The following is a 22,125-nucleotide window of genomic DNA, read 5'->3' on the forward strand; positions in this document are numbered from 1 at the left end:
CCGATGGAACTGCTCAATCCGCTGTTCCGCCCCGGCCCCGCCGCCGAGACCTTCGCCCCCCGCGCCGCCATCCAGGCCATGCTGGACGTCGAGGCCGCGCTGGCGCTGGCCGAAGCGGACGCCGGCGTGATTCCGCCGGCCGCGGCGGAGAGCATCGCCGCGCACTGCCGCGCCGAACGGTTCGATCAGCCCCGGCTGGCGGCGGACGCCGCGCTGGCCGGCAATCTGGCGATTCCGCTGGTCCGGCAGCTGACGGCGCTGGTCGCCGCCGCTGATGCCGACGCCGCCCGCTTCGTCCACTGGGGCGCCACCAGCCAGGACGTGCTGGACACCGCCTTGGTGCTGCAATTGCGGCAGGCGCTGCGAGGCATCGGCGCCGATCTCGACGCGCTGATCGACGACTGCGCCGAGCGCTGCGCCCGCCATCGCGGCGAAATCATGGCCGGCCGCACCTGGCTGCAACAGGCGCCGCCCACCACCTTGGGGCTGAAGTTCGCCAGCCTGCTGGACGCGCTGCTGCGCCAGCGCGAGCGGCTGCGTCAATTGCGGCCGCGCTTGCTGACGCTGCAATTGGGCGGGGCCGCCGGCACGCTGGCCGCGCTGGAGCCGCATGGGTTGGCGGTGGCCGAGCATCTGGCGCGGCGGCTGGACCTCGCCGCGCCGGACCTGCCCTGGCACAGCCAGCGCGATCGTCTGGCCGAGCTGGCCTGCTGGTGCGCGCTCTTGTGCGGCACGCTGGGCAAACTGGGCCGCGACGTGTCCTTGTCCATGCAAACCGAAATCGCAGAACTGAGCGAGCCGGAGCAGCCGGGCCGCGGCGGCTCGTCCAGCATGCCGCACAAGCGCAACCCGGTGGCCTCGGCGGTATTGCTGGCCGCCGCCGCGCGCGCGCCGGGGCTGGCCGCCACCCTGTTGGCCGCCCAGGCGCAGGAACAGGAGCGCGGCCTGGGCGGCTGGCAGGCGGAGTGGGAAACGCTGCCGGAGCTGCTGTGCCTGTGCGCCGGCGCTTTGCGTCAAGCGGTGGATCTGCTGCGCGGGCTGGAAGTCCACCCCGGCGCGATGCGTCGCAATCTCGAAGCCAGCGGCGGCCTGATCATGGCGGAAGCCGTGACCATGGCGCTGGCGGAACGGCTGGGGCACGCGCAAGCGCATCGCTTGGTGGCGGAATGCTGCCGCCGGGCGCGCCGGCAAGGAGAAAGCCTGGCCGACGCGCTGCGCGGCCATCCGGAATTGTCGGCTTTGCTCAGCGGGGAGGAATTGCAGGCGCTATTGGACCCTTCCAACAACCTGGGCGCGGCCGACGCCCTGGTGGAACGGGTGTTGAACCACTACCGGGAGCAAGGGAATGGATGAGCAAGAACGCCGTCGTCGCGGCGAAACAATACGCAGGGAAGTGCTGGGCGACGCCCATGTGGACCGCAGCCTGGCCGGCCGCACCGATTTCAACGGCGACTTCCTGGATCTGATCACCCGCTACGCCTGGGGCGATATCTGGGAGCGCCCGGGCCTGGCGCGCCGGGAGCGCAGTCTGATCACCATCGCCATGCTGGCGGCGCTGGGCCGGGAGGCGGAACTGAAGCTGCACTTGGGCGCCGCGCGCAACAACGGCGTCAGCCGGGACGAATTGAAGGAAACCCTGCTGCAAGTGGCGGTGTATGGCGGCGTGCCGGCGGCGAACACCGCCTTCCAGCTGGCGGAAGAAGCCTTGGCCGCCACGTCCTGTGACGGCGGCGACGGCTCAGGCTCTTAGCCGCAAACCCTCCAGCAGCGGCTCCAGCGCGTCCAGCGTCTGAGCCAGCGCCTCCGCCGGCCGTTCTGCGCCGGCAGCCCAGCAGGCGCCCTCCACCAGCGCGCCGTGGATCAGCCGCGCCAGCGCCCGCGGGTCGGCGCGGCGGATCAGGCCGGCCTCCATCAAGGCGCTCAGGCGCTCGGCGATGGCGCCGACGCACTGTCGCTGGCCGGCCTGCACGTAGTCCGCGCCCAAAACCGCCGGCGCGTCGCGCAACAGGATGCGCTGCGCCTCCGGCGTCGTCACCGCCTGCAGATAGGCGCGGCAGCGTTGCTTGAAGGCTGGCCACCGCTCCGGCGTTTCGCCTTCCGCCCTGGCGATTTCGGCGTCGATTTCAGCGTCCAATGCCTGGGCCACCGCCAGCAACAGCCCTTTCTTGTCGCCAAAATGGTGATAAAGCGCGCCGCGGGTCACGCCGGCGGCGGCGGTCAGCTCGTCCATCACCGCCGCCGCATAACCGTCGGAGCCGAAGCTGAGGCGCGCCGACAGCAATAGCCGGGCCCGGGTTTCCTCCATGGTTTCGCTGCGTGTCTTGCTCTTCATTCCGTTCCCCTGCTTCCGCATTGCCCATCGCTTCGTATTTGACATACGCGGCGTATCTCGATTAGTTTAACATACGTCGCGTATATTAAAACAGCGGGCCGCATAGCTCGTAGAATCGTAAGAGCCCGTTCAAAGGCTCGCGAGCAAGAGCGAGACAAGGCGAAAACTGCTGAGAAAGCGGAATGTACGAGTGGTACATGAGCATTTCGAAGTGGGCACTCATCGCACAATGTCTCTACCGACGCGCAGCAGATCGTAAGCAGGTTCTAAGGTCCGTCCACAAGGAAACCCGATGGCTAACCCCTATCTCAGCTTGTTCTCCCATCCCGGCAGCCTGGCCTTCTCCGCCGCCGCCTGGGTGGCGCGGATGCCTATTTCGATGACCGGCATCGGCATCATCACCATGTTGTCGCAAACCTCGGGCTCCTACTGGCTGGCCGGCGCCGTCGCCGCCACCTTCACCTTCTCGATGGCGCTGCTGGCGCCGCAGGTGTCGCGGGCGGTGGACCGCTACGGCCAACGCCGGGTGCTGCCCGCGGCCACCGCGCTCAGCGTGACGGCGATGTTGTCCTTATTGTTCTGCAGCTGGGCGCAATGGCCGGCCTGGACCTTGTTCGTTTCGGCCGCCTTCGCCGGCTTCATGCCCAGCATGTCGGCGATGGCCCGCGCGCGCTGGACCGAGATCTACCGCGGCTCGCCGCGCTTGCACACCGCGTTTTCGCTGGAGTCGGTGCTGGACGAGGTCTGCTTCATCGTCGGCCCGCCCATCGCCGTCGGCCTGAGCGTGGCCGCGTTTCCGCAGGCCGGCCCGCTGCTGGCCGCGTTGCTGCTGGCCGGCGGCGTCGCCGCCTTCTGCGCGCAAACCGGCACCGAGCCGCCGGTGCACCCCGGCGCGCGGGAACGCCGCGGCTCGGTGGCGGCCTTGGCCGGCATGCGGGTGCTGATCCTGGCCCTGGTGGCGCTGGGCGCCATCGCCGGCGCGGTGGACGTGATCAGCGTCGCCTTCGCCCAGCAGCAGGGACAGCCGGCGGCGGCCAGCATCGTGTTGTCGGTGTACGCGATAGGCTCCTGCCTGGCCGGCCTGCTGTTCGGCGCGCGCAAGGCAAGCATGCCGCTGGCGCGGCTCTTTGTCTGGGCCGCCGCCGCCACCGCGCTGGCCACCCTGCCCTTGCTGCTGGTTTCCAATCTATGGCTGCTGACCGCCGGCGTCTTGCTGGCCGGCGTGTTCTTCGCGCCCACCATGATCGTGGCGATGGGTTTGGTGGAGGAAATGGTGCCGCCGGCCCAGTTGACCGAAGGCCTGACCTGGCTGATCACCGGTCTCGCCAGCGGCGTGGCCTTGGGCGCGGCGGTGACCGGCTGGGTGGTGGACCATGCCGGCGTGCGCGCCGGTTTCGGCGTGACCTTGGCCGCCAGCACGTCTATGGTCTTGATCGCCTGGGCCGGCAGGAGGCGCTTGAAAGCGCAGGCCCTCGAACCCGCCCTGGACGGCTGATTGCGCCCATCCTTCGCTGCCTTTAGAACCTGTTCACAGCCTCGGGAGCAAGGGCGAGACAAGGCGAAAACGAGCGAAAAGCGAAATGTACGAGGGGTACATGAGCATTTTGAGCTGGTACTCGCCGTGCAAGGCTTCGCGAAACGCCGCAGACCTTGGACAGGTTCTCAGCCCGCCGTCGCCGCGACGGCGGCCCGCGCCGACGGCGTATGGCGGCCGACAATGGCCGGAGCCTGGCGCAGCATGGCCTCGTCCTCCAGCGCCGCCACCATGAAGAGGGCGAAGTCTATGCGGCGGGTGAGATTGCTTTTCAACACCGCATCGCCCACATGCTCGCTCCAGATCGGCAGCCCCTCGCTGACGCCCTCTGTCAGATTGCTGCCGCGCACCACGGTCCAGCGGGCGTCGCTGGCGAAGATCAGTCGACAAGCCCGCACCTGATCCTCGATTTCGCCGACGCGGAACAGACGCAGCAGCCAGCCGCCTGCCGACACCGCCAGCCGGATGGACAGCGGATAGACATCCTGGCCGTCTCGACTGATATGCCAGCCGCAGGAAAAGATCAGCCGCGCGCCTGCCGGCGCGAAGTCCAGCACCGCCTGCGCGGTGCCGGAGGAATAGCGCCGCATGCCCCAGGGCACCAGCACGGTCAGCACGCCGTCGCAGCCGGCCACCGCCCGCTGTATCAGCGAGCGATCGTCGCTGGCGCCGGGCATGATGGCGATGCGGTCTTTGAAACGCTCCAGTTTGGCCACGCTGACGGCGCGGCAGACCGCGACCACCTCGTAGCCCCGGTCCAGCGCATGCTGAACCATGTATTGGCCCAGCTTGCCGGACGCGCCGATGATGCAGATTTTCTTCATGGCCATACCTGTATTGAACGGGGAAGACAGCGCCGCACACGCTGTGCCTGCCGAAAAGTTTATCGCGGATCGCGGCGCCGTCACAGTTCGAAGAACACCGTCTCCCGTTCGCCCTGCAAATGAATGTCAAACCGGTACACCCACTCATCGCCGGCACCCTCGGGCCGCGCCAGCAGCGTCTGCAGCCTCCCCTCCCCGTCGATCAGGCTCAGCACCGGGTCCACGGCGTTGGCCTCGGCCTCGTCGGCGAAGTAAATCCGGGTATGGAGGCCGAGATTGATGCCGCGCGCCACCAGCCAGACATTGATGTGCGGCGCCATCCAGCGGCCGTCCCGGCCCATCACCCGGCCCGGCTTGATCGTGTCGATGCGGTAACTCCCCTTGTCGAAATCGGTGCAGGCGCGCGCCCAGCCGCGAAAACCGGCGGCTTCCGGGCCGGCATAGCGGCCATGGGCGTCCGCCTGCCAGATCTCCAGCAGCGCGTCGCGCACCGGCGCGCCGGCGCCGTCCAGCACCAGGCCAGACAAGACGATGGGCTGGCCTTCCAGGCCGTCCGCGAGCAGGCTGGCGCCGATAGGGTTTCGGTACACATCAAAACCCGCCTGTTGCGGCGCCAGGCCGATATGCACATAGGGCCCGGCGGTCTGGGACGCGGTTTCGCGCAGCATGTGCGGTGGGTGCGGGAATGGGAACGGGTTCATGAGGCCTCCTGCGGAGTTTGCACGCGGTTTTCAAACAAGGTGGCGCGCCGGCCGCGCAGAACGATGTCGAAACGATAGGCCAGGCTGTCGAACGGCACCGTGGTCCGCCGGTCCAGCTGCGCGATCAAACCCCGCAGCTGCTCCTCGTCCTGGATGGACCTCGCAATCGGGCAGCCGGCGATCAGGGGATCGCCCTCGAAATACATCTGGGTGATCAAGCGCTGGGCGTAAGCCGCGCCGGATAGGGAAAAATGGATGTGGGCCGGCCGCCAGTCGTTGGCGCGGTTGCGCCATGGATAGGGTCCGGGCTTGACGGTGCGGAAGAAGTAATAGCCGTTTTCGTCGGTCAAGGCGCGGCCGCAGCCGCCAAAATTGGGATCGATGGGCGCCAGATACTGGTCCTGGCGATGCCGGTAGCGGCCGCCGGCGTTGGCCTGCCATATTTCCATCAGCGTATTGGCCGCCGGCCGGCCGTTCTGGTCGCGGACGAAACCGTGGACGATCAGGCGCTCGCCTATCGGCGAACCCTGGCGCGCGTAATTGCGCGTCAGGTCGTGATCCAGCGAGCCCAGCTCCTCGCCATGGAACACCGGCCCGGTGATTTCCGACAGCGAGTGTTGCAAGGCGACCAGCGCATGGCGCGGCGCGCGCAGCAGGCTGCTCTTGTAGTCCGGCGCCAAGGCCGGCGGATGGTCGCGAGGGTCTCGCGGGTAAAATTCATCCACGGCTTGAACTCGTATCGACATGGGATTTCTCCTGTGGGTTTGCGGGGGACGGCGGCGAGGCTGGCGCCGGAACGGCGTCGAAAGGCTTGAGCGCGGCGGCGAAGCGCTGCTTGCACAGCAGGGCCGCGGCCGCCAGCGCCGCCGGAATCGCCAGCAGGGCGAAGATGAGCTCCAGCTCCAGCTGCCGGCGCAGCAACTCGCCGCCCAGCAAGGCGCCGGCGATGCCGCCGAAGCGGCCGATGCCCAGCATCCAGGCCACGCCGGTGGCGCGGCCATGGGTGGGATAGAAGCCGGCGGCCAGCGCCGGCATCGACGACTGGGCGCCGTTCATTGCGGTGCCGGCCAGAAAGATCAAGCCGCCCAGGCTGAGCATCGTCGCCGTGCCCTGCCCAACGGCGAAGATCAGCGCCGCGGTCAAGGCATAACCCAGCGCCACCACCCGGTTGGGATTGAAGCGGTCCATCAGATAACCCGCGGCCAGGGTGCCGATGCCGCCGCCCAGCGGAAACAGGGCCGTCATCAGCGCGGCCTGGCTGATGGTGAAGCCGGCGTCCTTGATCAGGATGGGCAGCCAGCTGGTCAGCAGATAAAAAATCAGCAGCCCCATGAAGTAAGCCAGCCACAGCATCAGCGAACCCAGCCGGTAGTCCCGCGCCAGAATGACGCCCACCGCCGAACGCGCGCCGACGACGGGTTCGGCGGCGACGAAGCCCGCCGCGGCGGACAAGTCGCGCCCGGCGATGCGTTCCAGCACGCGGCGGATCTCGGCCGCCGGCGCGCCGCGGGCGGCCAGATGGCGCACCGATTCCGGCAAGTGGCGCCATAACAGCGCGGCCAGGAGCAGCGGCGCGACGCCGCCTAGCAAGAGCACGCTGCGCCAGCCGTAATGCGGAATCAGCCAGGAGGCCAGCAAACCGCCGGCGGAGGAGCCCAGCGGAAAGCCGCAGAACATCGCGTTCACCAGCGCCGCCCGGTAACGCGCCGGCGCGAATTCCGACATCAGCGTCACCGCATTGGGCATGGCCGCGCCCAGCCCCAGGCCGGTCAGGAAACGTAAGGCGGTCAATTGTTCCAGCGTGGCGGCGAAAGCGCTGGCCAGGCTGCCGGCGCCGAAGAACAGCACCGAGCCCAGCAGCACGATTCTGCGGCCGTGGCGGTCCGCCAGCGGCCCGGCGGTCAGCGCGCCTATCGCCAGGCCGAACAAGGCCGCGCTCAACACCGGCCCCAGCGCGGCGCGCGGCACGCCCCATTCTTGAACCAGGGCCGGCGCGATATAGCCGACGGCGGCGGTGTCGAAGCCGTCCACCGCCACCACCAGGAAACACAGCGCCAGCAGCAGGCGCTGATAAGGGCTGAAACGCTCGTCGATGACGGTCTGCACATCCAATGGCGCTTTGTTGGTCATGCGGGGTCTCCTCTCGTTCTTGTTTGAATATCCGGCTGGCTAGCCCCAGTCCCAGCCCATGCCGACATAGTTCTCGGCCAACACGGTGGCCGCCGCCGGCGAGGACGACAGGTAGTCGAGTTCGGCGCGCTGCATCTGGCGCATGAAGGGACTGGCGTCGGGAAAGGCGTGCAGCAAGCCGGTCATCCACCAGGAGAAATGCTCGGCGCGCCAGACGCGGCGCAAGGCGCGGCGGCTGTAATCGAGCAGCGCCGTTTCGCCGCCGTCCCGAAAGTAAGCGGCCAGGGCCGAGGCCAGCAAGCGCACGTCGGCCGCGGCCAGATTGAGGCCTTTGGCGCCGGTGGGCGGCACGATGTGGGCGGCGTCGCCGGCCAGAAACAGCCGGCCGCGCCGCAGGCTGCGCGCCACGAAACTGCGCATCGCGATGATGTTTTTCTGCAGGATCTCCCCCTGTCGCAGGCTCTGCCCATCCACCGCCGGCACCCTGGCCTGCAACTCGTCCCAGATTCTGGCGTCCGGCCAGGCGTCCACGCTGTCGTCCGGCGCGCACTGAAAGTAGAGCCGCTGCAGCGTGGGCGAGCGGGTGCTGAGCAGGGCGAAGCCGCGTTCATGGCAGGCGTAGATCAGCTCGGACGCGGACGGCGGCGACGCCGCCAGGATGCCGAACCAGGCAAACGGATACTGGCGTTGCCACGGCGGCTCGCGCTCGCCCAGCGCCTGGCGGGCGATGCCGTGGAAGCCATCGCAGCCGACGATGAAGTCGCACTCCAGCACTCGTTCGCCGCCGGCGTCGCGGTAATGGACGCGCGCGGGTCCGCCGCCGTCGAAGGATTCCAGCGCGGTGACCGGGCTGTCGAAGACCAGCCCGCCGCCGGCCTCCAGCCGCGCGGCGATCAAGTCCTTCAGCAACTCGTGCTGGGCGTAAACGGTGATGGCGCGCCCGGTCAGCGCGTATAGATCGATGCGGTGGCGGCTGCCGCCGAAAGCCAGTTCGATGCCGCGGTGCGTCTGCCCCTGGCTCTGCAGCCGCTCTCCCGCGCCGGCCTCCGTCAGCAGCTCCACCGTGCCGGGCTCCAGCACCCCGGCGCGCACGGTGGATTCGATCTCGGCGCGTCCCCGCGCCTCCAGCACCACGGAATCGACGCCTTGCCGCTGCAGCAATTGCGCCAGCAGCAGGCCGGCCGGGCCGGCGCCGATGATGCCAACGGATGTACGCATGGGAAGCCTCCATCAACAAGAAACGTGACAACGCTTGCACGATTGCGGCGACGCCGGCTCGCCGCCTATTGCGCCGCGGCAATGCCGGAAGAAAGCGCCGCGGCTGAAAGTCTTGATTTGCTTGGGAAATCCTAGCCGCAGTCGGCGCCGCGCCAAATGGAGCAAGCTGACAAAGGCTTGTACTATTTGCACAGTCTGGATTCGGGAGAACAAGATGGGACGCGCGCCGGAATTCACCTTGTACGGCGACGACAGCTGCGTGATGGATGCGGAGTTCCTGCATCTTGAATTGCTGGGCTCGCGCAGCCGGCGTTTCGGTTGGGAAATCGCCGACCATTGCCATCGCGGCCTGTTTCAATTGCTGTGCCTGCTGGACGGCGAGGTCAAGGCGCGGATAGACGACCGCGAGTACCGGTTGAGCGGGCCGGCCGCCATTTGCCTGCCGCCGGGGACGGTGCATGGCTACAGCTTTGTGGAAGAGGCGCAGGGCTTCGTCTTGACCGCGGCCGAGCGTTTGTTGACCCGCGGCCCGGATCAGGCCGGCGCGCTGCTGCGGCCCTTGCTGCGAACGCCCAGATTGCTTGACCTGCGGCGGGACTGGCCGGCCAGGGAGCGCATAGAGTCGCTGTTCGGACAACTGCTGGCGGAGCTATGCTGGCCGCAGCGCGGCCAGGATTTGATGGTGGGCTGGCTGCTCAAGGCCATTCTGCTGATGCTGGCGCGCTTGATCGACGAGCCGGACGGCGCCGGCGCCGCTCAAGCGGCCGAGCGCGAACTGCTGGCCCGCTTCCACGCCTTGCTGGAAGAGCGCTACCGCGAGCATTGGGACATTCCGCGTTATGCGGACGCTTTGTGCGTGGCCGCCAGCAGGCTCAACCGCGCCTGCCTCAAGCTGAGCCGGAAAACCGCCTTCGCCGTGACCCAGGAGCGCCTGATGCTGGAGGCGCGCCGCATGCTGGCCTACAGCGCCTGGCCGATCAGCCGCGTGGCCTATGACCTGGGCTTCAACGACCCCGCTTATTTCTGCCGGCGCTTCAAGCGCCAGATCGGACTGTCGCCAAGCGAGTTCCGCGCCAGGATCTGAACCCGCGCCAGGCCGCGCGGCGACGCCCTACTCCTCCGTCTCCTCGCGCGGCAACAGCTCGCGCAACAGCCGCCGGATCAGGCTCAGCTCCTCGGAACGGTCCCCGCGCCGCGCGCTCATGATCAGCGGCGACGCCAGGCCCTCGTCCGTCAGCGGCCGGTAGATCACGTCGTCGCGGCGCAGCCGCAGCACGCTGGCCGGCACCACGCACACCCCCATGCCGGCGGCCACCAGGCCCAGCGCGGTTTGCAGTTCGCGCACCTCCAGCGCGTAGGCCGGTTCCAGCGCGCGCTGGCGGAAGGCAGCCAGCACCTGGTCGGCGTAGCTGGGCCGCGGCTGGCGCGGATAGATCAACACCGTCTCCTCCGCCGCGTCGCGCAAGCGCAGCGGGCCTTCGCGCCGCGCCAGCGGATGCTCCAGCGGCAGCGCCAGCCACAAGGGCTCCTCGGCCAGCACCTCGCGCTCCACCGCCGGGTCGTCGAACAGCAGCCGGCCGAAACCGACGTCGATGCGGCCGGCCTTCAAGGCCTCCACCTGCTCCAGCGAAGTCATTTCCAGCAAGGACAGCTCGGTGTCGGCGTGGATGGCGCGAAAGCGGCGTATCACCTCCGGCAGCGGCCGGTACAGCGTGGAGCCGACATAGCCGATCACCAGTTGACGGCGCGCCAGCGCGATCTTGCGCGTCATCGCGCGCATGCCCTGGGCCTGGGCCAGCAGATTGCGCGCCTGGGCGTAGAAGAAGCGGCCGGCCTCGGTCAGCTGCAGCGGCCGCGCGCCGCGGTCCAGCAGCAACAGGCCCAGCTCTTCCTCCAGTTGCTGGATCTGCCGGCTCAGCGGCGGCTGGGCGATGTGCAGCCTTTCCGCCGCGCGGGTGAAGTTGAGCTCCTCGGCGACGGCGACGAAGTAGCGCAGATGGCGCAATTCCATTCAATACCTCACAGGTATGGAAGCAGACGAAAACGGTGTTGGACCCGCGGTTCCACAGGCTTGCATGATATCCGAAACCACGGGAGCGCAATCTTGATACCTGATACCGCGATAGACACGGTGGAGACCATTCTGGTCGATCTGCCCACCATCCGTCCGCACCAGCTGTCGGTGGCCACCATGCGCAGCCAGACGCTGGCCCTGGTCCGCATACGCTGCCGCGACGGACAAGAAGGCTGGGGCGAGGCCACCACCATAGGCGGGCTGCAGTACGGCGAGGAAAGCCCGGAAAGCGTCAAGACCAATATCGACCGCCACCTGGCCCCGCTGCTGCTGGGCGAGGACGCCCGCGACGTCGGCCGCCTGCTGCTCAAGCTGCGCCGCGGCGCCCGCGGCAACCGCTTCGCCAAATGCGCGCTGGAAACCGCGCTGCTGGACATTCAGGCGCGGCGGCTGGGCGTGCCGCTGAGCGACTTGCTGGGCGGCCGGGTGCGCGACAGCCTGCCGGTGGCCTGGACCCTGGCCAGCGGCGACACCGGCCGCGACATCGCCGAGGCCGAGGTCATGCTGGAGCGGCGCCGCCACCGCGTGTTCAAGCTGAAGATAGGCCTGCGCGCGCCGGAGGACGACGTCGCCCACGCGCTGGCCATCCGCCGCGCGCTGGACGGCCGCGCCGGCGTGCGCGTCGACGTCAACCAGGCCTGGAGCGAGATGCAGGCCGAACGCGCGATCGCCCGGCTGCAGGACGGCGGCGTCGAGCTGATCGAACAGCCGGTGCCGCGCGAACACGCCGCCGCGCTGGCGCGGCTGGCGCGCCGCTTCGAAGTGCCCATCATGGCCGACGAAGCGCTGCACGGCCCGGCCGACGCCAACCAGCTGGCGCGCCAGGACGCCGCCGACGTGTTCGCGGTGAAGATCGCGCAGTCCGGCGGCCTGTTCGCCGCGCGCCAGGTGGCCGAGATCGCCGCCGTCAACGGCCTGGGCGTCTACGGCGGCACCATGCTGGAAGGCGGCGTCGGCACCATCGCCTCGGCCCAATTGTTCGCCACCTTCGAGCGGCTGGACTGGGGCAGCGAGCTGTTCGGCCCGCTGCTGCTGACCGAGGAATTGCTGACCGAGCCGCTCTGCTACCGCGATTTCGAACTGCGGCTGCCGTCCGGCCCCGGCCTGGGCGTGCGGCCGGACCCGGACAAGCTGGCGGCCCTGCGCCGCGACCGGACCGCGCCGCGCTTGCACGCGGTCTGAAACCCGACATCCCAAGGAGACCACCATGCTGTTTCATGTGGAAATGCAAGTCAGCCTGCCGCACGACCTGGACCCGGAGCGGGCGGCGGCCTTGAAGCTGGACGAGCGCGAACGCGCCCAGGCGCTGCAGCGCAGCGGCCAGTGGCGGCACCTGTGGCGGCTCAGCGGCCAGTACGCCAACATCAGCGTGTTCGACGTCGCCGACGCCGAAGAACTGCATCAGCTGTTGTCCAGCCTGCCCTTATTTCCCTTCATGCGCATCGAGGTGCGGCCCTTGAACCGGCATCCGTCCAGCATCCACGCCGACGACCGCTAGGCTCGCGCCTGTTCGGTCCACCGCGGCGGAATCAAAACACAAGACCCCCGCCCCGCCCGTCAACAAAGGAGAAACACCATGGAACGCGCCGAAATCGACGCCCTGCTGCAACGCTTTGACCAACCGGCCACCGACAAGGCCAACCCGCGCACCCGCGCCATCGTCAACCGCCTGATGCGCGAGCTGTGCTACGCGATCGAGGATTTCGACATCCAGCCGTCGGAATTCTGGAGCGCGGTGGGCCTGCTGGCCGACGCCGGCCGCAACGGCGAAATGGGCCTGATCGTGCCCGGGCTCGGGCTGGAACACTTCCTGGACCTGCGCGCCGACGAGGCCGAGCGCAAGGCCGGCCTGCTCGGCGGCACGCCGCGCACCATAGAAGGGCCGCTCTACGTGGCCGGCGCGCCGCTGTGCGAATGCGAGGCGCGGCTGGACGACGGCAAGGACGAGGGCGAGCCCCTGTTCATGCGCGGCCAGGTGCGGGACAGCGCCGGCCAGCCGGTGCCGCACGCGCTGGTGGAGGTATGGCACGCCGACAGTCTGGGCAATTACTCCTACTTCGATCAGAGCCAGAGCGACTTCAACCTGCGCCGCAGCATCCGCACCGACGACCAGGGCCGCTACCGCTTCCGCAGCATCATGCCCTGTGGCTACAGCGTGCCGCCGGACGGCCCCACCGACCGGCTGCTGCGACAGCTGGGCCGCCACGGCAACCGCCCGGCCCACGTGCATTTCTTCGTGTCCGCGCCCGGATTCCGCAAGCTGACCACCCAGATCAACATCCAGGACGATCCGTATCTGTGGGACGACTTCGCCTTCGGCTCGCGCGAAGGGCTGGTGCCGGAGATCCAGCACGTCAGCGCGCCGGAGGAACTGCGCCAGAGCGGCGTCGGCAAACCCTTCGCCCGCATCGAGTTCAACTTCACCCTGCACCGCGAAGCGGCGCCGGCCCCCTCCACCGAGGTGAGCCGCGCCCGCGCCCAGGGCTAGGTCTGAAACGGACGGCAAGCGCGGCCCGCCGCCCGGCGCGGCGGGCCCGCCGGAACGCAGAACCTGTTCAAGGACATTACGATGAGCACAACCTTCCGCACCACCGAGCAATGGCGCAGCTATGTCGGCGGCTGCCTGGACTTCCGCCCGGACGACGGCGTCTACCGCATCGCCCGCGACATGTTCACCGACGCGCAGCTGTTCGACCTGGAGATGGAGCTGATCTTCGAGAAAGTCTGGATCTACGCCTGTCACGAAAGCGAAATCGCCGCGCCCAACGACTTCATCACCATGCAGGGCGGCCGCCAGCCGCTGATCATCAGCCGCGACGGCAACGGCGCCCTGCACGCGCTGGTCAACGCCTGCCAGCACCGCGGCGCCACCCTGGTGCGCCAGTGCAAGGGCAATCAATCCACCTTCACCTGCCCGTTTCACGCCTGGTGCTACAAGAACGACGGCCGCCTGCTCAAGGTCAAGGCGCCGGGCGAATACCCGGCGGACTTCGACAAGGCCGCCCGTTCGCTGAAACCGGCGCGCGTGGCCAGCTACAAGGGCTTCGTCTTCGTCAGCCTGGACCCGGACGGCGCGGACTCGCTGGAAGACTATCTGGGCGACGCCAAGGTCTTCTTCGACATGATGGTGGCGCAATCCCCCAGCGGCGAACTGGAAGTGCTGCCCGGCAAATCCAGCTACACCTACGACGGCAACTGGAAGCTGCAAAACGAGAACGGCCTGGACGGCTACCACGTCAGCACCGTGCACTACAACTACGTGGCCACGGTGCAGCACCGCCAGGAAGTCAGCCGCCAGCAAGGCGAGGCGCAGGCCTCGACGCTGGACTACAGCAAGCTGGGCGCCGGCGACGCCGCCACCGACGACGGCTGGTTCTCCTTCCCCAACGGCCACAGCGTGCTGTTCAGCGACATGCCCAACCCGGCGGTGCGGCCCGGCTACGCCGGCATCATGCCGCGGCTGGTGGCCGAGCACGGCCAGGCCAAGGCGGAATGGATGATGCACCGGCTGCGCAACCTCAACATCTATCCCAGCCTGTTCTTCATCGACCAGATCAGCTCCCAGCTGCGCATCATCCGCCCGCTGGCCTGGAACAAGACCCTGGTGCAGAGCCAGTGCCTGGGCGTCAAGGGCGAATCCGCCGCCGACCGCGAAAACCGCATCCGCCAGTTCGAGGACTTCTTCAATGTGTCCGGCATGGGCACGCCGGACGATCTGACCGAATTCCGCGAAGCCCAGCGCGGTTTCCAGGCGCGGCTGGAGCGCTGGAGCGACATCTCGCGCGGCCACCCGCGCTGGCGGACCGGGGCCACGCCCAATAGCGAGACCCTGGGCATTTCTCCCTGCCTGACCGGGACCGAAATCACCCATGAGGGCCTGTACGTCAACCAGCACAGCGCCTGGCGGCAATTCCTGCTGCAAGGACTGGAACGGCGCGCCGCCGCCGAGGGAGCCGAGCGATGAACATCGAACTGCATTACCAGGTGGAACAGTTCCTCTACCGCCACGCCGAGCTGTGCGACGGCCAGGACTGGGACGCTTACCTGGCCGATTACGCGCCGGACTGCGAATACCACGTGCCGCAATGGGACGCCGAGCACGTCTACACCACCGACCCCAAGCGCGAGATGTCGCTGATCTACTACGCCAGCCGCGCCGGGTTGGAGGACAGGGTGTTCCGCATCCGCACCGGCAAATCCGCCGCCTGCAACCCGATGCCGCGCACCTTGCATCAGTTGGCCAATATCCGCGTGGAACGCGGCGCGGACGGCCTGGTGGAAGCCCGCGTCAACTGGACCACCTTCTACACCCGCTTCGGCGAGACCAGTTATTTCTACGGCCGCGCCGCTTACACGCTGGCGCGCAACGGCGACGGCTGGCTGATCCGGCGTCAGCATGTGTTGTTGCTGAACGATACCGTCAACGCGGTGTTGGACTTCTATCACCTCTAAGAGTCTATTTACGATCTCGCGAGCTAAGGCGAGACAAGGCGAAAACAAGTGAAAAAGCAGCGTGTACATACGGTACATGAGCATTTTGAGTTTGTTTTTAACGCCCCTTTCTACTCGTCCCGCCGACGCGCAGCAGATCGTAAACAGGCTCCAAACCTGAAAGCGCCGACATGCATCAAGTGGCTTTGAATTTTCTCGACGGCCGCACCCTGTTCCTGGAGGCGCAGCCGGGGGAGCGGCTGCTGGACGCCGCGCTGCGCCAGGGCATCAAGATCCCGATGGATTGCCGAGAAGGCGTGTGCGCCACCTGCCGCGGCCGTTGCGACCGCGGCGACTACAGCCAGGACTATGTCGACTCCGAGGCGCTGTCCGCGGCGGAGCTGGCGGAGCGCGCCGTCCTGTCCTGCCAGACCCGAGTGCTGTCCGACGCCGCCTTTTCCTTCGACTTCGACTCCAGCCTGTGCCGCGGCGCGCCGGCCGCCCGCCTCGCCGCCGTGGTCAGCCGGGTGGAGCCGGTGTCGGACAGCTGCGCCGTGCTGTGCCTGGACGCCTCCGCCGCCGAGAGCGCCTTGTCCTTCCTGCCCGGCCAGTATGCGCGGCTGCGGGTGCCCGGCGGCGAGCAGTGGCGCGCCTACTCCTTCGCCCACGCGCCTTCGGGAGACAAGCAGTTGCGCTTCCTGGTGCGGCTGCTGCCGGACGGCGCGATGAGCAATTATCTGCGCAACGGCTGGCGGGCCGGCGACCGCATCGAACTGGAAGCGCCGCTGGGCAGCTTCTATCTGCGCCACATCGACAAACCGGTGCTGATGCTGGCCGGCGGCACCGGCCTGTCCGCCTTTCTCGGCATGCTGGAACAATTGGCCGAGCAAGGCGGCTGCGGCCAGCCGGTGACGCTGTACTACGGCGTCAACCGCGAAGGCGATCTGTGCGAGCTGCCGCGCCTGCGCGGCCTGGCCGAACGGCTGCCCGGTTTTGCCTGGCATCCGGTGGTAATGACGCCGGGCGAGAGCTGGAGCGGCAAGCGCGGGCTGATTCCCGAGCATCTGGACGCGGACGCGCTGCGCGCGCTGGCTGCCGACATCTATCTCTGCGGCCCGCCGCCCATGGTGGACGCGATGCGCGACTGGCTGCGCCGCCACGGCTGCGAGCATCTGAAGCTGTATCTGGAGAAGTTCGCCGACAGCGGCGCTTGAACGGCCGATGCAAACGCCAGGACGCGCGCGCGCCGGACGTTTGCCTGTCCGCCGCGCCTATTTCTTCATGAAAGGCGCGAAGAAGGCTTCCGGCATTTCGGTGGGGAAGCCTTTGGCGTCGCTAGGGCGCAGATCGGACATGTCCGGCTGGAAGTCGTAGGTCTTCTGCCGGCGCTGCTGGTCCTGGTGCACCGCCACCTGCTTGTCCACCGCGGACTTGATCGCGGTCATGTGGTCCAGCATCTGGCGGCCCACGTCCTGCACATTGCCTATCAGATTGCTGGCGTTGCTGCCGGAGGCGATGTTCATGCCCGGCACCGAGTTCATGAAGGGCTCGGCCATGGAACCGCCGGCGCTCTGGCCGTACTGGTGGGCGGCGCTGCACGCCTTGAGGATTTCCGCCGGGTTGATCATGTTTTCTGCGGCCTTGGTCATGGTGTTTCCTTTCAGTGGGTAATGGAACGAAACAAACAGCGGAAAACCCGCCTGGAGCCCGTTCAAAATTTGCTGTGCTGAACGGGATCCATCTTGTCGGGGCCGGCGCCGCCGGCCCCTGAACCTTCGTCAGCCGCCTTGCGGGCAACGGAAAGACTGGATCAGCCCGGACCACAGCGGCGACGGCGAGGACAGCGACTGCCACTCGATGCGTACCGAACCCAGGCTGCCCTGGTACAAGCGTTCGCGGCGGTCCGCGGCGCCGCCCACGCCGCGGCCGGCGTCGAAGAAGCGGAACAGCGCCCACGGCCCGTCGTATTGCAGGGTGTTGACGCGGCCGTCCACCGACTTCATCTGCAGCCGTATCGCCAGCTTCTGGCTCTGGCCGTTCCAGTCGACGCGCTGCGGCGTGGTGGCGCCGTGGGCGAAGCGCAGGGTCTGGCCGGCCAGGTCCAGCTGCACCTCGGCCAGCTGCGGGTCCATGTCCAGGAAGCGCAACACCGTGGGCACCCGCAAGCGGCCGCCGTCGTCCAGCATCGCGTCGCGAATACGGCTGGCGCTCTCGTAAGCGCCTATCACTTCCGGGCTCAGCAGCGCCTGCTTGCCGCCGTCCACGCTGCGCGCCTTCCACGGCGTGACCGAGGTGTCGACATAGGCGGCCAGATGCTCGCGGAAATACACCGCCATCGCCCCCTGCGGCGCGAACAGCCGTTCGAAGCCCTCCACGCTGGCGTCCGCGCCGGCGCCGCGGCGGAACGGGTAGCGGCCGGTCAGGCCCTGGTCGCAAGCGCTGCGGGTGGCGCCGGCCGCGCCCTTGTTGAGCACCGCCTGGGTCTGGCTGGAGGTGGCGGCGCTGCCGTTGTTGATCAGGTCCAGCATGATGCCGCGCACCGGCTCCGGCTGCAGGCCGGCGTCGCCGCGCAGCTTGGTGAACACATCGTATTGCGTCGGCAGCACCTGGCCGGTTTGCAGCGCGCCGTTGACCAGGCCCAGCTGGCGGTACAGCGAATCGAACAGCCGCGCCAGCGGATTGCCGCCGCTGTTGTCGTTTTTCTCCAATTGCTTGGCGATCTGGCGCAAGGACTGGAAGTGCTCCTCCACCGCGTGTTCCGGCAGCAAGGTGGTGCGGTAGCGCTCGCCGTTGATTTCGCCCACCAGCGAACGGCGGCTTTTCTCCAGCCGCGCCTTCTGGCGGTCTATCCAGCTGTCCATGCCGCCGTCGTAGTTGCCGGTCAGCATGGTTTCGCGCCCGGCGAAACGCAGCAGATTGGCCAGCGGCGACTGCGAGTTCATCATCGACGCCGCCAGCTGCGCGGCGTCGTCCAGGCCGGTGACGGAGCGCACGCTGACATTGGCCAGGAAGCTTTGCCAGGCGGTGATGTAATCCTGCAGATACTGGTTGCGGGCGCTGTCGGCCAGCTTCTGCACCAGGCTGTCGATTTCAAAGCCGTTGCCGCGCAGCGGCTCGTTGCGCAGCACCCAGCTCTGCTCTTCCAGCATGGCGCGGGCGCTGGTCTCCAGCCGCGGCAGGAAGGCGTCGACATAGCCGGCGCGGGTGTACCAGCCGGAAACGGCGCTGTCGGTGTCCGGCACGTTGTTGCGCATGCGCAAGCTCATCGCCGAGCCGAAGCCGGCCGCGCGCGCCAGCGAGATGTCCTGGATCTGCGACGGCAGGCCCTGCTCCCGCACATGGTTGAGCACCCGGGTCACCACCGGAATCTGCGAGGCGCGCGCGCGCGCGGTTTGCACCAGGTTGGCGTCTTCCGGCGCCGCCGGCAGGCCGGGCAGCGCGATCAGGGTGCGCGCGTCGGCGATCAGCATGCGCCGGTCTTCGTCGTTGTACTGCCCTTCGGACAGCGCCTCCCAGCGGCCGGAGATCCAGCGCTCCACCGCGTCGGCGGAGCGGTATTGCGGCCGGCACAGCATCAGATAGACCTTGAGCGTCAGGAAAATGTCGCCGGGGCTGCCCTCGGTCTGCGCCAGCAAGGTGCGCTTCACCTCGTTGTACAGCTCCGGCATCAGCGTTTTCTGCAGATGGCGGTGATAGGTGGCGGTGGCGGTCTCGGCCACGCGGCGGTGCTCGAAATACGGGGTCCTCATCCCGCGCTCGGCGCTTTCCGCCTGGGCCTGGGCGTAGCGCATCTGCGCCGCCACCGCCAGCAGCGGCGATCCGGCGCTGGGCGCGCTGCCGGCCTGTTCCCGCGCCAGCGTCTTGCCCTCGCTGAACTGGGCCCAGACGTATTCCAGATAGTTGCGCTCGGCGAAATAGCCCCAGGCCACCCAGACCAGCAAGCCCAGCGCCAAGACCGGCAAAGCCGCCCAGCGCAGCGCGTTCAGCAGCCGGCGCTTGCGCGACGGCGGCGCGGGCGGCGCCGGCCTCTCCCGCGCCTGGCGCTCGGCCGCGCTCAGGTTCTGCTCCATCAGCTGCCGTTCCACCGCCACCTGGCGCAGCAAGGGCGTCCACAACTCGCCCAGCGGCCGCGTCGCCGGCTCGGGGCCGTCGACCTCGATGTCCGCCACCTCCGCCACCGAGCCCAGCCACAGGCCGCGCAAATGGGCGGCGTCCTCGTCGCCGTCGCGGGCGAACAAGGGCGGCAGCAAGCCCTGCAAGGCCTGCCGCAGCCGGCCCAGCGCCTCGACGAAGCGCAGCTGGGCGTGATTGGCCTCCACCTCGCCGGCCAAGGGCGCGGCGAACAGCACCTGACGCTGCACCCGCTGTTCCAGGCCGCGCATGGCCGGCGCCCAGGCCCCGGCGGCGTCCGCGCCGGCTTCCAGCGGCAGCGGGAAGCCGATGCCGCGCGCCCAGCGCTCCGGCCGCATCTGGTTCAGCGTCGCCAGCGCGCCGTCCAGCCGGTCCGTCCCGGTCAAGGCCAGATAGACGTTGGGGGTGCGGCCCAGGCCGTCGCGCAGCTTGAGCAGGCGCTGGCGCAAGGTGGCGGCCATTTGCTGGCGGCGTTTGGACGCCATCGCGATCAAATCGTCGCCGCCCACGCACAACACCACGCCGCTGACGCTGACTTTGTCGCGCAAGGCAGCCAAGCCGGCCAGCAGCTTGTCCCAGGCCGCCGCGGCCTCCTGGTCGTAGCCTTCGCCTACGTTCCAGCGGCCCTGGGTGTCCAGCCACACCGCGTCCGAGGACAGGCGGAAATCCAGGCCCAGACCCTGCCCTATCGCCGCCGCCGGCTCCGCGCCGTCGCGCAGGGTCCAGCTCAGCAGGCTGCTTTTGCCGCTGCCGGCGGCGCCCAAGAGCAGATAGCAAGGCAGCGGCGCGCCGCCGCGGCGGCTCAGCTGCCGTTCCAGTTGCTGCAAGGTGTCGCTGACGTAGTCCGGCGGGCCGGGGTCCGGTTCAGGCTCGGGCGCCGGCTTGGGCGCGCGGCGGAAGGAGCGCGGCGCGGCGGTCAGCCGGCCCCACAGCCAGCACAGCTGCGGCCAGAAGCCCCAGATCAGCGCCGCGGCCACCAGGACGTGCCGCAGCAGCGCCCAGCCCAGCGGCCGGTAGACGCCGATGGAGATCAGCGGGCCTATCCACCAGATCGCCAGCGCGATCAACAGCGCGATCAAGATGCGCATGCTTTGCCGAATCATGGTTGTTGCTCCTTATAGCCGGACTCCAGCGGGCTGGGCCCGTTGCCGATGCCGACGCCGGGCGCCAGCGCCAGCGGGGCCTGAGTCTGGGGGACGGACGGCTGGGGAGCGGACAGCTGGCCCGGGCCGCCCTTGGCGGCGTCCGCCACTTTCCACAACACGTCGACGCGGCGGTTGCGCTCATAGGCGGCCGGGGTCTGCGCCGCGTCCAGCGGCGCGCTGTCGCCGCGGCCGGAGGAATCGATGCGGCGCGCCACCGCATTGTCGGGCGCTTGCGCGCCGCCGGGAATCGCGGTCTGGCGCAGCGTGTCCGCCACCGAGCGCGCGCGCGCCTCGGACAAGCGCTGATTGCTGGGGAAGACGCTGGTCTGTATCGGTTGGCGGTCGGTGTGGCCTATCACCTCCAGATCGCCCGGCCACGGCGCGAAGGCCTGACCCAGCCGTTCGATGTTTTTCTGGAAGGACGCTCTCACCTCGGCCTTGCCGACGTCGAAGGCGCCGTCGCTGCGGAAAACCAGCAGCCAGCCCTGCGGGTGCTTGTAGGCCACCAGCCAGCCTTCGGACAGCAGCTGCGGCAACGGCGGCGGCAAGGTGGTGGCCAGGTTGATGGTCCGCAGCGGCGGGGTCCAGGCCGCCAGCGCCTCGCGTATCGGCCGGCCCAGCAGGTCCAGGCTGATATTGGCCGCGCCGTAGGCCAGCGCCACCACGCCCAGCGCGATGGCGCCGCCGCGCAGCGGCGTCAGCCAGCGCTGGCGCGGCGGCGCCTCGGGTTCCGGCGGCGGCGGGGGCGGCGGCGGCGCGATCAATTCCGCGCCCAGCGGCTCCGGCTCCCGCTGACGCCAGATCGCGGCGTGCAGCTGCGAGCGCAAATCCTGCAGCAGCGCCTCGCCGCGCTCCAATACCCGGTAGCGGCCTTGCCAGCCCAAGGCCAGCACCAGCTCGTACAGTTCCAGCAAGGGAACGGGGGACGGTTCGTGGCGCAGCCAGCGCTGCAGATCGGCGAAGGCGTCCTCCCCGCCCCAGGCGTCGTCGTGGAACTCCACCAGCAGGCTGCGCTCGCCGTCGTAGGGTTGCTGGCCGGCGCCGCGCGCCGCGTCGTTGCAGACTTCGTCCAGGTAGGTGCACAGCAGATAGGAGGCGTCCTGGGCCTGTTGCCACTCGCAGCCGGACGCCGCCAGGCGTTCGCGGTAAAGCTTGAGTTCCAGGCCCAGCTGGGCGCGGATCTGCGCCTGGCTTTCCGCTGCCCCGCCCTGCAGCCGCTGCAATTGCAGCACCGCCGGCAGAGCGTGGGAGATGAAGGGATTGTCCCATTGCGCCTGTTGCAGCCCGGCCTTGAGCAGGCCGCCGCGCGCGCCGGAGCGCTGATAGATCACCGGCGCGTCGTCGGTCTCGGCCTGCGGCCCGCCCGCGCCCATCGTCGGCGGCGCGGCGGGCGGGAGGGCCGGCGGCAAGGCGTCCAGCGCGTCCGCCTCCGGTTCGACGTCCAGCGTGGACACTTGCTGGCCCGGCATCAGCAGCGGCAGGTTTTCCAGCCGGCTGCGCATCGCCCCTTCCAGCATGCCGCTGTTCAGGTGCGCGGCGGAGGCCCGGCGGAAGATGGAGGAAAAATTATGCAGCAGATTCATCGCGGTTCACTCTCTTTGCTTT

19 protein-coding genes and 1 pseudogene are annotated in these 22,125 nt (G+C 68.7%); 10 read left to right on the top strand and 10 right to left on the bottom strand.

Annotated elements, in window-relative coordinates:
* Positions 1 to 3: 3 nt before the first annotated feature.
* Entirely contained in the window at positions 4 to 1,353 is a 1,350-nt protein-coding gene (locus VK98_RS17525) for a 3-carboxy-cis,cis-muconate cycloisomerase (protein ID WP_048415252.1), read from the top strand.
* Positions 1,346 to 1,750, top strand: coding sequence for a 4-carboxymuconolactone decarboxylase (gene pcaC, locus VK98_RS17530; RefSeq protein WP_048415253.1), 405 nt, complete (start codon positions 1,346 to 1,348; stop codon positions 1,748 to 1,750). The genes VK98_RS17525 and pcaC overlap by 8 nt, the downstream gene beginning before the upstream one ends.
* Here pcaC and VK98_RS17535 read toward each other — a convergent pair.
* Complete coding sequence (locus tag VK98_RS17535; RefSeq protein WP_048415254.1) at positions 1,739 to 2,332, bottom strand: TetR/AcrR family transcriptional regulator; 594 nt, start codon at positions 2,330 to 2,332, stop codon at positions 1,739 to 1,741. The two genes, pcaC and VK98_RS17535, sit on opposite strands and share 12 nt — an antisense overlap.
* 292 nt (positions 2,333 to 2,624) lie before the next feature.
* Here VK98_RS17535 and VK98_RS17540 point away from each other — a divergent pair, with 292 nt between their 5' ends.
* Positions 2,625 to 3,827, top strand: a complete 1,203-nt coding sequence (locus VK98_RS17540) for an MFS transporter (RefSeq protein ID WP_048415255.1) — start codon at positions 2,625 to 2,627, stop codon at positions 3,825 to 3,827.
* Positions 3,828 to 3,994: 167 nt separating this feature from the next.
* Here the strand turns inward: VK98_RS17540 and VK98_RS17545 are convergent, their stop codons facing one another.
* The 5 genes and pseudogenes from VK98_RS17545 to VK98_RS17565 all read right to left on the bottom strand — a co-directional run bounded on the left by VK98_RS17545 (position 3,995) and on the right by VK98_RS17565 (position 8,739).
* A complete protein-coding gene (locus tag VK98_RS17545; protein WP_048415347.1) occupies positions 3,995 to 4,690 on the bottom strand; it encodes an NAD(P)-dependent oxidoreductase in 696 nt (231 codons plus the stop codon).
* Positions 4,691 to 4,770: 80 nt separating this feature from the next.
* On the bottom strand, positions 4,771 to 5,391 hold the full coding sequence (gene pcaG, locus VK98_RS17550; RefSeq protein ID WP_048415256.1) for a protocatechuate 3,4-dioxygenase subunit alpha: 621 nt from the start codon (positions 5,389 to 5,391) through the stop codon (positions 4,771 to 4,773).
* Complete coding sequence (gene pcaH / locus VK98_RS17555) at positions 5,388 to 6,137, bottom strand: protocatechuate 3,4-dioxygenase subunit beta (protein ID WP_048415257.1); 750 nt, start codon at positions 6,135 to 6,137, stop codon at positions 5,388 to 5,390. The genes pcaG and pcaH overlap by 4 nt, the downstream gene beginning before the upstream one ends.
* 88 nt (positions 6,138 to 6,225) lie before the next feature.
* Positions 6,226 to 7,521, bottom strand: a pseudogene (locus VK98_RS17560) (MFS transporter); the annotation flags it as partial.
* 39 nt (positions 7,522 to 7,560) lie between these two features.
* The gene (locus VK98_RS17565) at positions 7,561 to 8,739 is read right to left on the bottom strand and encodes a 4-hydroxybenzoate 3-monooxygenase (protein ID WP_048415258.1); all 1,179 of its coding nucleotides are present in this window, start codon (positions 8,737 to 8,739) and stop codon (positions 7,561 to 7,563) included.
* A 214-nt stretch (positions 8,740 to 8,953) separates the two neighbouring features.
* On the opposite strand from VK98_RS17565, the gene VK98_RS17570 reads away from it, so the two are divergent.
* Positions 8,954 to 9,823, top strand: a complete 870-nt coding sequence (locus tag VK98_RS17570) for a helix-turn-helix domain-containing protein (RefSeq protein ID WP_048415259.1) — start codon at positions 8,954 to 8,956, stop codon at positions 9,821 to 9,823.
* Between the two features lie 27 nt (positions 9,824 to 9,850).
* Here VK98_RS17570 and VK98_RS17575 read toward each other — a convergent pair whose 3' ends face one another.
* The gene (locus VK98_RS17575; RefSeq protein WP_048415260.1) at positions 9,851 to 10,750 is read right to left on the bottom strand and encodes a LysR family transcriptional regulator; all 900 of its coding nucleotides are present in this window, start codon (positions 10,748 to 10,750) and stop codon (positions 9,851 to 9,853) included.
* A 93-nt stretch (positions 10,751 to 10,843) separates the two neighbouring features.
* Here VK98_RS17575 and VK98_RS17580 point away from each other — a divergent pair, with 93 nt between their 5' ends.
* The 6 genes from VK98_RS17580 to antC all read left to right on the top strand — a co-directional run bounded on the left by VK98_RS17580 (position 10,844) and on the right by antC (position 16,458).
* Positions 10,844 to 11,995: a muconate/chloromuconate family cycloisomerase gene (locus VK98_RS17580; protein ID WP_304413556.1), complete on the top strand. Its 1,152-nt coding sequence runs from the start codon at positions 10,844 to 10,846 to the stop codon at positions 11,993 to 11,995.
* 25 nt (positions 11,996 to 12,020) lie between these two features.
* The gene (catC, locus tag VK98_RS17585) at positions 12,021 to 12,311 is read left to right on the top strand and encodes a muconolactone Delta-isomerase (RefSeq protein WP_019100978.1); all 291 of its coding nucleotides are present in this window, start codon (positions 12,021 to 12,023) and stop codon (positions 12,309 to 12,311) included.
* Positions 12,312 to 12,389: 78 nt separating this feature from the next.
* Positions 12,390 to 13,301, top strand: coding sequence for a catechol 1,2-dioxygenase (gene catA, locus VK98_RS17590; protein ID WP_048415261.1), 912 nt, complete (start codon positions 12,390 to 12,392; stop codon positions 13,299 to 13,301).
* 81 nt (positions 13,302 to 13,382) lie between these two features.
* Complete coding sequence (gene antA / locus VK98_RS17595; protein WP_048415262.1) at positions 13,383 to 14,777, top strand: anthranilate 1,2-dioxygenase large subunit; 1,395 nt, start codon at positions 13,383 to 13,385, stop codon at positions 14,775 to 14,777.
* The gene (antB, locus tag VK98_RS17600; protein ID WP_048415263.1) at positions 14,774 to 15,265 is read left to right on the top strand and encodes an anthranilate 1,2-dioxygenase small subunit; all 492 of its coding nucleotides are present in this window, start codon (positions 14,774 to 14,776) and stop codon (positions 15,263 to 15,265) included. Before antA ends, antB begins: the two co-directional genes overlap by 4 nt.
* A 170-nt stretch (positions 15,266 to 15,435) precedes the next feature.
* On the top strand, positions 15,436 to 16,458 hold the full coding sequence (gene antC, locus VK98_RS17605) for an anthranilate 1,2-dioxygenase electron transfer component AntC (protein ID WP_048415264.1): 1,023 nt from the start codon (positions 15,436 to 15,438) through the stop codon (positions 16,456 to 16,458).
* A 57-nt stretch (positions 16,459 to 16,515) separates the two neighbouring features.
* Here antC and VK98_RS17610 read toward each other — a convergent pair whose 3' ends face one another.
* The 3 genes from VK98_RS17610 to icmH all read right to left on the bottom strand — a co-directional run bounded on the left by VK98_RS17610 (position 16,516) and on the right by icmH (position 22,103).
* Complete coding sequence (locus tag VK98_RS17610; RefSeq protein WP_197083091.1) at positions 16,516 to 16,893, bottom strand: DUF6277 family protein; 378 nt, start codon at positions 16,891 to 16,893, stop codon at positions 16,516 to 16,518.
* Positions 16,894 to 17,022: 129 nt separating this feature from the next.
* A complete protein-coding gene (gene tssM, locus VK98_RS17615; protein ID WP_048415265.1) occupies positions 17,023 to 20,478 on the bottom strand; it encodes a type VI secretion system membrane subunit TssM in 3,456 nt (1,151 codons plus the stop codon).
* On the bottom strand, positions 20,475 to 22,103 hold the full coding sequence (gene icmH / locus VK98_RS17620; RefSeq protein ID WP_082159111.1) for a type IVB secretion system protein IcmH/DotU: 1,629 nt from the start codon (positions 22,101 to 22,103) through the stop codon (positions 20,475 to 20,477). Before icmH ends, tssM begins: the two co-directional genes overlap by 4 nt.
* Positions 22,104 to 22,125: the final 22 nt, after the last annotated feature.

It is taken from the genome of Chromobacterium sp. LK11 (assembly GCF_001043705.1).
Classification (GTDB): domain Bacteria; phylum Pseudomonadota; class Gammaproteobacteria; order Burkholderiales; family Chromobacteriaceae; genus Chromobacterium; species Chromobacterium alkanivorans.

Coding starts and splice junctions, on each gene's coding strand:
- antC (WP_048415264.1), top strand. CDS start 15,436: ATGCATCAAGTGGCTTTGAATTTTCTCGACGGCCGCACCCTGTTCCTG.
- catA (WP_048415261.1), top strand. CDS start 12,390: ATGGAACGCGCCGAAATCGACGCCCTGCTGCAACGCTTTGACCAACCG.
- VK98_RS17565 (WP_048415258.1), bottom strand. CDS start 8,739: ATGCGTACATCCGTTGGCATCATCGGCGCCGGCCCGGCCGGCCTGCTG.
- VK98_RS17570 (WP_048415259.1), top strand. CDS start 8,954: ATGGGACGCGCGCCGGAATTCACCTTGTACGGCGACGACAGCTGCGTG.
- antA (WP_048415262.1), top strand. CDS start 13,383: ATGAGCACAACCTTCCGCACCACCGAGCAATGGCGCAGCTATGTCGGC.
- pcaC (WP_048415253.1), top strand. CDS start 1,346: ATGGATGAGCAAGAACGCCGTCGTCGCGGCGAAACAATACGCAGGGAA.
- VK98_RS17525 (WP_048415252.1), top strand. CDS start 4: ATGGAACTGCTCAATCCGCTGTTCCGCCCCGGCCCCGCCGCCGAGACC.
- icmH (WP_082159111.1), bottom strand. CDS start 22,103: ATGAATCTGCTGCATAATTTTTCCTCCATCTTCCGCCGGGCCTCCGCC.
- VK98_RS17575 (WP_048415260.1), bottom strand. CDS start 10,750: ATGGAATTGCGCCATCTGCGCTACTTCGTCGCCGTCGCCGAGGAGCTC.
- VK98_RS17540 (WP_048415255.1), top strand. CDS start 2,625: ATGGCTAACCCCTATCTCAGCTTGTTCTCCCATCCCGGCAGCCTGGCC.
- VK98_RS17545 (WP_048415347.1), bottom strand. CDS start 4,690: ATGAAGAAAATCTGCATCATCGGCGCGTCCGGCAAGCTGGGCCAATAC.
- tssM (WP_048415265.1), bottom strand. CDS start 20,478: ATGATTCGGCAAAGCATGCGCATCTTGATCGCGCTGTTGATCGCGCTG.
- antB (WP_048415263.1), top strand. CDS start 14,774: ATGAACATCGAACTGCATTACCAGGTGGAACAGTTCCTCTACCGCCAC.
- pcaG (WP_048415256.1), bottom strand. CDS start 5,391: ATGAACCCGTTCCCATTCCCGCACCCACCGCACATGCTGCGCGAAACC.
- catC (WP_019100978.1), top strand. CDS start 12,021: ATGCTGTTTCATGTGGAAATGCAAGTCAGCCTGCCGCACGACCTGGAC.
- VK98_RS17535 (WP_048415254.1), bottom strand. CDS start 2,332: ATGAAGAGCAAGACACGCAGCGAAACCATGGAGGAAACCCGGGCCCGG.
- VK98_RS17610 (WP_197083091.1), bottom strand. CDS start 16,893: ATGACCAAGGCCGCAGAAAACATGATCAACCCGGCGGAAATCCTCAAG.
- pcaH (WP_048415257.1), bottom strand. CDS start 6,137: ATGTCGATACGAGTTCAAGCCGTGGATGAATTTTACCCGCGAGACCCT.